This window comes from Glycomyces dulcitolivorans (genome assembly GCF_003265355.1).
GTDB classification, from domain to species: Bacteria; Actinomycetota; Actinomycetes; order Mycobacteriales; family Micromonosporaceae; genus Glycomyces; species Glycomyces dulcitolivorans.
Genome location: NZ_QFRW01000231.1, coordinates 1 through 9,842 on the forward strand (window position 1 = coordinate 1; position 9,842 = coordinate 9,842).

The window sequence follows — 9,842 nt, forward strand, 5'->3', positions numbered from 1 at the left end:
AGACCATGGCGACTTGAAGTATGTGTCGAAGCGTGTCCTGACCGATTTTCACGGGGCACCAAGCAAGTGCCCCAAGGAAAAGACAGTCAAAAACAGTACCAACCAGAAACACCCAGGAACCTAGTCCCGAATCCTCCAGTCAGCCCGCACGCTGACCATCCAAACACCCTGTTGAGTTCTCAAACAACACGCACTAATCAGATTTGAAACTTCTTGGAAGTTCCTCTCCGACCGGAGCGGCTCCAGTAACTTACCAGACCGGTTTTCGGGCCGTTTTGGCCCCCCGATCGATTCGTTCGGAGTTTTGCCCTTTTGGTTTTCGTCCAGGTCCTTTCGGCTTTCCTGTCCGTTTCCCCCTCGGGCAAAGACAAATTTACGCGACGGAGAACCGGGGTTTGCAAGGGGGGTGCGTGCTCGGCGCCACACCCTTGCAAACCCCGCGTTTTCGCAGCTCAGTCCGCAAATGGGGCTTAGCCGCGGCGGCTTTTGCCCTTGGCGTCCTTCTCTTTGGCGACGCGATCGAGCAGTTCGGCCCGGCGTTCCTTGCGTTCGGCGAGGCGTTCGTCGGCGCCCTTGCGGTCGCTCACTTCGAAGCGGGCATCGGTGCCGCGGGGGCCGACGGTCGCGACGATGTTCGGGTCGGTCGGCTGCCACTCGAATTCGTGGTCGGCGATCTTGACGATCGAGCCGGGGATCGCGCCGTGCTTGACGAGAGCGTCTTCGACGCCGAGAGCGGCGAGCCGGTCGGCGAGGTAGCCGACGGCCTCTTCGTTCTCGAAGTTGGTCTGGACGATCCAGCGCTCGGGCTTGGCGCCAGAGACGAGGAATTCGACATCCCCTTCATAGGCCGGCACGAGCTTCTTGATCGTGAAGCCGGAGTCGTCGATCGCGGCCGGGCGGATGACCATGCGGGTCGCCTCGACCGGGGGCAGGGCTGCGCGGTACTCCTGCACTTCCTTTGCGAAGGCGAAGTTCAGCTCCTTCAGGCCCTCGCGGCTGACGGCGCTGACGAGGTAGACCGGCCACCCGTACTTCTCGAGGTCGCCGCGGACGTACTCGGCGAGCTCGCGCCCGTCGGGGACGTCGACCTTGTTGAGGACGATGATGCGCGGCCGGTCGGAGAGGCCGCCGTACTCGGCGAGCTCGTGCTCCAGGGCGTCGATGTCGGAGACCGGGTCGCGGTCCGATTCGAGGTTGGCGCAGTCGACCACGTGGGCGAGGACCGCGCAGCGCTCGATGTGCCGGAGGAATTCGAGGCCGAGGCCCTTGCCGGCGGCGGCGCCCGGGATGAGGCCCGGGACGTCGGCGATGGTGTAGGTCGTCTCACCCGCGGAGACGACCCCGAGGTTCGGGGTCAGCGTGGTGAACGGGTAGTCGGCGATCTTCGGCCGGGCGGCCGACATCGCGGCGATGAGGGAGGACTTGCCCGCAGAGGGGAAGCCCACCAGGCCGACGTCGGCGACGCTCTTGAGTTCGAGGACGACTTCGAGCTCGTCGCCGGACTCGCCGAGTTCGGCGAAGCCGGGGACCTTGCGCTTGGAGCTGACGAGGGCGCGGTTGCCGCGGCCGCCGCGGCCGCCCTGGGCCACGGTCACTTCGGTGCCGTCGCCGGTGAGGTCGGCGAGGATCTCGCCATTGGAGTAGATGACGGTGCCGTTGGGCACGGACACCTTGATGGACTCGCCCGTGGCGCCGTCGCGGTTGGAGCCCTGGCCGTGCCTGCCGTTGCCTCCCTGGAGGCGCGTCTGGAAGTGGAAGTCGAGCAGCGTGTGCACGTTGGGGTCGACGACGAAGACGACATCACCCCCGTGGCCGCCGTTGCCGCCGTCGGGGCCGCCGAGCGGCTTGAACTTCTCACGGTGGACCGACACGCAGCCGTTGCCACCTTTACCGGCAATGACCTGGAGATTCACGCGGTCTACGAAACTTGTCACTGCACAAGGGTAGCCACCCGCGGGACCCCCGGAGACGGTGCCCGAAGCACATGCTAAAGTTTCTCCTCGTGCGGGGGACACCGGCGGAAAGCGTCGTGGTCGCTCAATCATCTTGCGCCGCTAGCTCAACTGGCAGAGCAGCTGACTCTTAATCAGCGGGTTCGGGGTTCGAGTCCCTGGCGGCGCACCACACAGAGGTCCTGGTCACAGGGCCTCTTTTGGTTTATGTGGAACAAGCGCGGGAAACACCCCGGCGGCCCGAAGGCCGCCGGGGCGTTTCTCGCTACTGGTAGTCCGCGAACAGGGCGTCGGCCTGGGCGATGATGTCGCTGAGGCCGTTGATCACCGCGTCCTTGTCGGTGGTGGAGGCGTCGTAGGAGGCGTAGACGGACGCCTCGACGCTGCCGAGGGCGACGTGGATGTAGGTCGACTGGTACGAGGGGTCGGAGATGTTCGTGTAGACGTTGCCGCCGTCGCCGAGGTCCGTGTAGTCGGACATCTCGTAGTCGGCGTCGGTGCCGTACATCTCGTCGTCGTAGTCGATGTAGGTCATGACCTCGTCGAGCGTGCCGTAGTCGTAGAAGTTCGCGGTGATGTAGATGAACTGCTCGGCCGTGTAGAAGCTGCACGTGATCGAGTCGTACGAGTCGCTGCTGGACGAGTAGTTGGAGCTGGAGCCCTCGTCGATCGTGTCGCCGACGGCGTCGGCGAAGCCGGAGGCGTCGAAGGAGTCGCACGCGGTGCTGTCGAACGGAACGCTGTCGAGGCCCGAGTAGTCGGTGTCGCCGCCGCCGTCGGTGCCGCCGTCCGCGGAGTTGTCGTTCTGCGTCTGCTGGACCACGAGCAGGATCACGGTCATGAGGATGACCAGCACGAGCACGACGGACCCGCCGATGAGCCACAGGTTGTTGTTCTGCCGACCGTTCGGAGGCAGCTGCTGTCCGTACGGGCTCGGGTAGCCGGGCTGCGAGGGGTAGGTCATCGGGTCCACTCCCTGGGGGATCGTTCGTGCTTCGCCCTCACTGTAACGCCGGACGTCCAGGGAGGTTCGCCCGGAGCTTCGCCGGGGACGCCGCTTCCGGCGCGCGAAGTGCGGTCCCTCTAGACTGGAGGGGCCCGCGACGCGGCTCGCGTCAGCCCTTCCGAACCGCGATTGGCCGATCATGCAGAACCCGTTCCACCAGCACCTGGACGAGCTCAACGACCTCCTCGTCGACATGGCGCGCCGCGTCGGCGTCGCGATGGAGCAGGCCAGCGCGGCCCTCCTCGAAGGCGACACCGCGGCGGCCGAACTGGTGGTCGCCGGTGACGAGCAGGTCAACGCACTCCAGTTCAAGGTCGACGACCGGATCATCGAGCTGATGACGCAGTACGACGCGGTCGCGTCGGACCTGCGGTTCGTGCTGGGGGCGGTGCGGATCTCGGTGGACCTGGAGCGGATGGGCGACTTGGCGAAGCACATCGCGAAGTCGGTGCTGCTGCGCGCGCCGGCGGCGGTGATCCCGGATTCGCTGCGGGCGGACTTCGCGGCGATGGGGGCCGCGGCGGTGCGGATCTCGGAGAAGCTGGTGGGGATCCTGGCGGAGCAGGACCAGTTGCAGGCGGCGCAGATGGGCCTGGACGACGACGAGCTGGACGCGATCCAGGAGCGTATTCACGCGCAGGTGCCGACGCTGGGGTACGGGCCGCAGACGGCGGTGGACGTGGCGCTGCTGACGCGGTTCTTCGAGCGGTTCGGGGATCACGCGGTGCGCGTCTCGCATCAGGTGGTCTATGCCGTCACAGGGGACGTGCACCTCGACCGTTCATAACGGTCCGGTCACGGCCGAGTCGAGACCGGGTTAAACTGCCAGGTCAGGGGCTCGGATTTTCGGTCTCTCCGTCACTGTTGCGAATCGCGCTCAGTCGTTCACCTTGAGTTCAACTCCAAGTCAGCGGGTGAACACCGGGTCTGGGTTTGATGGCTGCGGACAGTGAATAAGCGACCCGGGAGTCTGTTCCGGGAGACGGAGTAGAGACCAGCTGTGAACATGAAACTGAACCGCCGGACCATTTTCGGCACCATCACCGCGGGTGCGCTCGCCATGAGCATGGCAGCCTGCGGCGGCGGCAGCGACGACGAGGGCGCCGGCGACGGCGAACTGGTGTCCGGCGAGATCACCGGCTCGGGCGCTTCCTTCCCGGACGCGTACTACGCCGCGGCGATCGAGGCTTACGCCGAAGTGAACCCCGACCTCATCGTGACCTACAGCGCCGACGGCTCCTCCGCCGGCAAAGAGGCCTTCGGCCAGGACCTGAACGACTTCGCGGGCACCGACTCGCTGGTCAAGGACGGCGACGGCCCGGAGGCCGGCTCGTTCCAGTACATCCCGACCGTTGCGGCCCCGATCACGATCTCCTACAACCTGCCGGGTGTCGAGGGTCTCCAGATCGACCAGGAGACGCTGGCCAACATCTTCCAGGGCGCCATCACGAACTGGAACGACCCGGCGATCGCCGCGACGAACCCCGACGCGACGCTGCCCGACCTGGCGATCACGATCGCGCGCCGCTCGGACGGCTCCGGCACCACCAAGAACTTCTCGACCTTCCTCGACGACGCCACCGACGCGTGGACCCTCGGGGCCTCGGACGAGCTGGAGTGGCCGGCCACCTCGGTCGGCGGCGAGAAGAACACCGGTGTCGCCACCATCATCACGCAGACCGAGGGCGCGATCGGCTACGTCGACCTCGCCGACGCCGCTGAGCTGGGCCTGGTGACCGCTTCGATCGAGAACGCCGACGGCGCCTTCGTGCAGCCGACGCTCGACGCCGCGACCGCCGCCCTCGCCGGCGCCGAGATCGCCGACGACCTGTCGTACAACCCGCTGAACGCGGCCGGTGCCGAGTCCTACCCGATCACCGCGCCGACCTACATCCTCATCCGCACCGAGTACGACGACGAGAACGTCGCCGCGGGTGTCAAGGAGTTCGTGAACTACCTGCTCACCGACGGCCAGGACATCGCGGCCGAGAACAACTACGCCGCCCTGCCGGACGAGCTTCGTCAGCAGGCGATCGACGCCCTGAACGAGACGATTGCCTAGGACCACGGATCCGATGACCCCAACGGCTGCGACGCCGCTGGGGTTTTCGGCCGTTCCGCTCACGAAACCGGAGAGACTCTCTTGACCACTACGGCATCTCCCGAATCGCCCCCCCAGGTGGACCTCGGCGGGGAGGCCCGCTCCCGCCGGACCGACAAGGGCTTCACCGGACTGGTGACCTTCGCCGGCCTCACCGTGCTCATCGTCCTCGGCCTGATCCTGATCACGACGTCGGTGCAGGCGTGGCCGGCGCTGGCGCTGGACCCGGTCCAGTTCCTGACCGGCATGCGCTGGTCGCCGAGCGACGAGGTCTTCGGGGCGTTCCCGTTCCTGTACGGCACGCTGGTGACCTCGCTGATCGGCATGCTCATCGCGGTCCCGGTGTCGATCGGCATCGCGCTGTTCATCACCGAGGTCGCCCATCGGCGCTCGCGCAAGTACATCGTCACGGTCATCGACCTGCTGGCGACGGTTCCGTCGGTCGTGTTCGGCCTGGTCGGCAGCCTGGTGGTGGTCCCGTGGATCACCCCGGTGTACCAGTGGTTCGCGGGCCTGGTGGCCCCGATCCCGGGTCTGAACGCGGTGTTCGACGAGACGAACACCGGCCGGAACTACTTCACGGCCGGCCTGATCCTGGCCGTCATGTGCATCCCGATCATCACCTCGATCTCCCGGGAGGTGTTCGCGACCGTGCCCGAGATCGACAAGCAGGGCGCGTACGCGCTCGGGGCGACCCGCTGGGAGATGATCAAGGGCGCGATCCTCCCCCACTCCTTCGGCGGCCTCGTCGGCGCTTCGATGCTGGGCCTGGGCCGGGCGATGGGCGAGACGATCGCCGTGTCGCTGGTCATCGGCGGCGCGGTCGGCATGAGCGCCAACGTGTTCGCTCCCGGCAACACCATGGCCGCGGTCATCGCCCAGCAGTGGGGCGAGGCGGGCGGCCTCCACCGCGACGCGCTGATCGGGATCGGCGTGCTGCTGTTCGCGATCACCGTGCTGATCAACTTCCTCGCCCGCGTCGTGGTCCGCCGGGCGGAGCTCAAGATGAAGGGTGCCCACTCATGACGACCCTCGAAGGGCGGACCCCGCCGGACCTGTCCGGCCGGAACCTGTCGTTCAAGCGGGCCCTCGCGAACCGGACCGCGACGGTGCTCATCGGCCTGTGCGTGCTGCTGGCGGCGCTGCCGCTGGCGCTGGTGGCCTGGCAGGTCCTGTCCAAGGGCGCCTCGACGTGGAGCCTGGACTGGTTCATCGAGGAGATCCCGCGGAACTACCGGACCGACGGCCCGGGCATGGGCCCGGCGATCGTGGGCACGCTCGCTATCACCGGCATGGCCTCGCTGCTGTCGATCCCGGTCGGCGTGCTCGGCGCGGTCTACCTGAACGAGTACGGCAAGAACAAGCCGCTGGCGCGGTTCATCCGCACCATGGCCGACGTCATGACCGGCGTCCCGTCGATCATGATGGGCCTGTTCATCTACGTCGGCTACGTGACCGTGATCGACGACCAGAACGGCTTCGCCGGGGCGCTCGCCCTGGCGTGCCTGATGCTGCCGATCGTGATCCGCTCGACCGAGGAGATGCTGCGGCTGGTCCCCGACGAGCTGCGGCAGGCGTCCTCGGGCCTGGGCGCGCGCAAGTGGCGCACCACGATGGGCGTGGTGCTCCCGGCGGCGTCGTCGGGCATCACCTCGGGGTCGCTGCTGGCCGTGGCGCGCGCCGCGGGCGAGACCGCGCCGATCATCGTCACGGTGGGCCTGACCTACATCTACCGTCCCGACCTGTTCGACGGCTCGAACACCACGCTCGCGGCGCAGATCTTCCGCAACGCGAGCCAGCCGTTCGCGGCGTCGCAGGACCGCGCCTGGGGTGCGGCCCTGACCTTGATCGCCATCGTCTTCGTGTTCACCATCCTGTCCCGGATCATCGCGTCGCGCTTCGCCATCGACAAGCGCTAGCGCCCGCGAACCTGGTCTCGCACGAATAGGGAAGGGCCCCACCGGAAACGGTGGGGCCCTTCCTCGTTCTCCAGGTGTGTTCTCTAGCCGAAGCGGCCGGTCACGTAGTTCTCGGTGCGCTCGTCCGAGGGGGTCGTGAAGATCCGCTGGGTGTCGTCGAACTCGACGAGGACGCCGGTGCGGGTGTCGCTGACCTCGTTGACCTCGGTCGAGAAGAACGCGGTCTTGTCGGAGACGCGGGCGGCCTGCTGCATGTTGTGCGTGACGATCACGATCGTGAACTGCTTGGCCAGGTCGACCATGAGCTCCTCGATGCGGGCGGTCGCGATCGGGTCGAGGGCCGAGCACGGCTCGTCCATGAGGACCACCTCGGGCGCGAGCGCGATCGTGCGGGCGATGCACAGGCGCTGCTGCTGGCCGCCGGAGAGGGCCAGCGCGGACTGCTTGAGTTTGTCCTTGACCTCGTCCCAGAGGGCGGCCTTCTTGAGGGAGTCCTCGACGATGTCGGCGAGCTCGGAGCGCTTGACGCCGTGGATGCGGGGGCCGTAGGCGACGTTGTCGAAGATGGACTTCGGGAAGGGGTTGGCCTTCTGGAAGACCATGCCGATGCGGCGGCGGACCTCGACGGCGTCGACTCCCTGGTCGTAGATGTTCTTGCCGCGGTAGGCGACCGTGCCGGCGACGCGGGCGCCGGGGACGAGGTCGTTCATGCGGTTGAGCGAGCGCAGGAGGGTGGACTTGCCGCAGCCGGAGGGGCCGATGAGGGCGGTGATCTCGTTCTTGGCGACGGTGAAGTTGACGTTCTTGACGGCGTGGAAGGAGCCGTAGAAGACGTCGACGTCCTTGATGTCGAAGACGGTTTCGGTGTCCGCGCCGCCGCCGGGGGCCCGCTGGTACGCCGGCTGGGGGGCCGCGTGGAGGCGCCGCGGGTCGACGGTGGGGCGGGCCGCGGGCAGTGCCTGGTCGCTCATGATCGCTCCTTGTGCAGGGACGCAGTTCGGGATGTCAAGCAGGGCTGGGCCGAGGATAGGTCGGGCCGGTAGCGGCGGTCTCGATCTCCGGTGAACCGGGGGTGAACGCGCGGGCCCGGATTCGAATCGGCGGAAACTGGACGCCGACGGGTGGCGGCGGCGATACTGGCAGCTATGTTCCGCTTTCTGGTGCGCCTGGTTCTGACGGCGCTGGCGCTGTGGCTCGCGACGGCGATCGTCGGGGGGATCAGCCTGTACGGCGATTCGGCGGGGGCGAAGTTCTTGTCGCTCCTGTTGGTGGCGTTGATCTTCACGCTCGTGAACACGCTGGTGAAGCCGATCGTGATGATGGTCGGCTGCGCGCTGTACGTGCTGACGCTGGGCCTGTTCGGCCTGGTGGTGAACGCTCTGATGTTCTGGCTGACCGGCTGGGTGTCGGAGAAGCTGTCGCTGGGGTTCTTCGTGGACGGTTTCTGGCCGGCGTTCTGGGGCGCGATCATCGTGTCGATCGCGATGTGGGTCATGGACCTGCTGACGCCGCGGCGCGAGGTCGAGGCGTAGTCGAGGCATGCGGAAAGGGGCGGCCCCGGGGCCGCCCCTTTTCTCGTTGCTCGGTCTAGAAGGGCAGTCCGGTGGACGGCCCGGTCGCGACGTCGCGGATGTTGTCGTCGCGCTTGGCCGCTTTGGCTCCCGCGTTGAACGGGATCGGCCCCTGCGGTCCGGGGGCCTTGCCGAGGCGGCGGCGCATGATGTTCAGGTTGTGCAGTCCGGCGAGCGCGTAGGTTCGGACGCGCTCGAACTGCTTCCTCTTCTTGGCGGTCTTGAGCTTCTGGACGGCGCCGTAGTGGAGCTTGCGGGCGCGGTCCAGGGCCGCGGCGGCCTCGGTGTCGCCGACCGAGGCCGGGGCGATCTGGAGCTGCTTCCCGAGGAGTTCCGTCCAGGCCTCGGCGTCGGTCTTGGCCCGGGCTTTTCGCCGGCGCCTGGTCTCGATGAAGGACCGCAGTCCCAGAACCGCTGCGAAGATGAGGACGATCGCGACGATTGCGGCGAACGCGATGGTTGAGGTTTCAATGGCGTCTTTCATCGTCACCCCCCGTGACCAGTGCTTGTGGTGTTGGTCTGAATATTATTCCATTCCTGCCCTGCAATTGTGAAAGTCCCCCTGGTTCGGCGATTCCGTGAATTCTCGGGAAAAAGCCGCGGAACGGGGGTAGCGGAGGGGCTTCCCCGGGGGCGGCCGGGGTAACCGTCCCGGGACGGCCGGGGCCGGGTTCGGGCGGGCCGGCGCGGGGCGCGCACTCGATGGAGTGAAAGAGGTTCATGGTCTTCGTGAGTTGACTTTGGTGCCGGGGCGGGGCGCGCGACCGTCCATCCCGTACTTGAATCCGACTCGGATTCCTTTGCGGCACTCCGGGACGGTCTTCGGACGCTGGGCGGACAATCGGCGGACGCGCGCGCGACGGTCCACACAGAGCCGGGGAGAGCCGAGGGCGACTGCGGTACACCGCAATGGTGAACCCGTCTGCCGGACTGTCCAAAACCTGATAGTGACGGATAGTCGACGTTTCGCTTGCCATGCGGCGGCTATGGTAAAAGCCGTCCTGGGGACTCGAATGCTCCTTGGAAGGAGGAGATCCATGTTGACCCACACATGGAGGAAGAGCAGCAGGTCAGGCCCGAACGGGGCCTGTGTGGAGGCCAGGCTCGCAGTTGAGGGCGTGGAGATCAGGGACACCAAGCTGACGGTGAGCCCGATCCTGCACGCCAGCCGAGCCGACTGGGCCTCGCTGCTGCGGACATCCGGCAGGTAGGGACAGAGCGAGGGGGCGGCCACCCGATCGGGTGGCCGCCCCCTCGCGTCGCGGGTCGCCTAGAGCGACTTCAGGTCGTGGG

10 protein-coding genes and 1 tRNA gene are annotated in these 9,842 nt (G+C 67.0%); 7 read left to right on the top strand and 4 right to left on the bottom strand.

Annotated features, from left to right (window positions below; all coding sequences use genetic code 11):
- Positions 1-470: 470 nt before the first annotated feature.
- The gene (obgE, locus tag DI269_RS15615; protein ID WP_112137421.1) at positions 471-1,934 is read right to left on the bottom strand and encodes a GTPase ObgE; all 1,464 of its coding nucleotides are present in this window, start codon (positions 1,932-1,934) and stop codon (positions 471-473) included.
- 114 nt (positions 1,935-2,048) lie between these two features.
- Here obgE and DI269_RS15620 point away from each other — a divergent pair.
- Positions 2,049-2,124 (top strand) — tRNA-Lys (locus DI269_RS15620).
- A 93-nt stretch (positions 2,125-2,217) separates the two neighbouring features.
- Here DI269_RS15620 and DI269_RS27150 read toward each other — a convergent pair.
- Complete coding sequence (locus tag DI269_RS27150) at positions 2,218-2,916, bottom strand: hypothetical protein (RefSeq protein WP_157975021.1); 699 nt, start codon at positions 2,914-2,916, stop codon at positions 2,218-2,220.
- Between the two features lie 181 nt (positions 2,917-3,097).
- On the opposite strand from DI269_RS27150, the gene phoU reads away from it, so the two are divergent.
- From phoU to pstA, 4 genes are all read left to right on the top strand, one after another.
- Positions 3,098-3,745, top strand: coding sequence for a phosphate signaling complex protein PhoU (gene phoU / locus DI269_RS15630; protein ID WP_112137424.1), 648 nt, complete (start codon positions 3,098-3,100; stop codon positions 3,743-3,745).
- Between the two features lie 219 nt (positions 3,746-3,964).
- A complete protein-coding gene (gene pstS / locus DI269_RS15635; protein WP_112137436.1) occupies positions 3,965-5,020 on the top strand; it encodes a phosphate ABC transporter substrate-binding protein PstS in 1,056 nt (351 codons plus the stop codon).
- 81 nt (positions 5,021-5,101) lie between these two features.
- Complete coding sequence (gene pstC / locus DI269_RS15640; RefSeq protein ID WP_232822766.1) at positions 5,102-6,085, top strand: phosphate ABC transporter permease subunit PstC; 984 nt, start codon at positions 5,102-5,104, stop codon at positions 6,083-6,085.
- Positions 6,082-6,978: a phosphate ABC transporter permease PstA gene (pstA, locus tag DI269_RS15645; protein ID WP_112137428.1), complete on the top strand. Its 897-nt coding sequence runs from the start codon at positions 6,082-6,084 to the stop codon at positions 6,976-6,978. The genes pstC and pstA overlap by 4 nt, the downstream gene beginning before the upstream one ends.
- 83 nt (positions 6,979-7,061) lie before the next feature.
- Here pstA and pstB read toward each other — a convergent pair whose 3' ends face one another.
- Complete coding sequence (pstB, locus tag DI269_RS15650; protein WP_112137430.1) at positions 7,062-7,949, bottom strand: phosphate ABC transporter ATP-binding protein PstB; 888 nt, start codon at positions 7,947-7,949, stop codon at positions 7,062-7,064.
- A 174-nt stretch (positions 7,950-8,123) separates the two neighbouring features.
- Here pstB and DI269_RS15655 point away from each other — a divergent pair, with 174 nt between their 5' ends.
- Positions 8,124-8,510, top strand: coding sequence for a phage holin family protein (locus DI269_RS15655; RefSeq protein WP_112137438.1), 387 nt, complete (start codon positions 8,124-8,126; stop codon positions 8,508-8,510).
- A gap of 55 nt (positions 8,511-8,565) precedes the next feature.
- Here DI269_RS15655 and DI269_RS15660 read toward each other — a convergent pair whose 3' ends face one another.
- Positions 8,566-9,033: a hypothetical protein gene (locus DI269_RS15660; RefSeq protein WP_157975022.1), complete on the bottom strand. Its 468-nt coding sequence runs from the start codon at positions 9,031-9,033 to the stop codon at positions 8,566-8,568.
- A 553-nt stretch (positions 9,034-9,586) separates the two neighbouring features.
- On the opposite strand from DI269_RS15660, the gene DI269_RS15665 reads away from it, so the two are divergent.
- Complete coding sequence (locus DI269_RS15665) at positions 9,587-9,760, top strand: DUF397 domain-containing protein (RefSeq protein ID WP_112137434.1); 174 nt, start codon at positions 9,587-9,589, stop codon at positions 9,758-9,760.
- Positions 9,761-9,842: the final 82 nt, after the last annotated feature.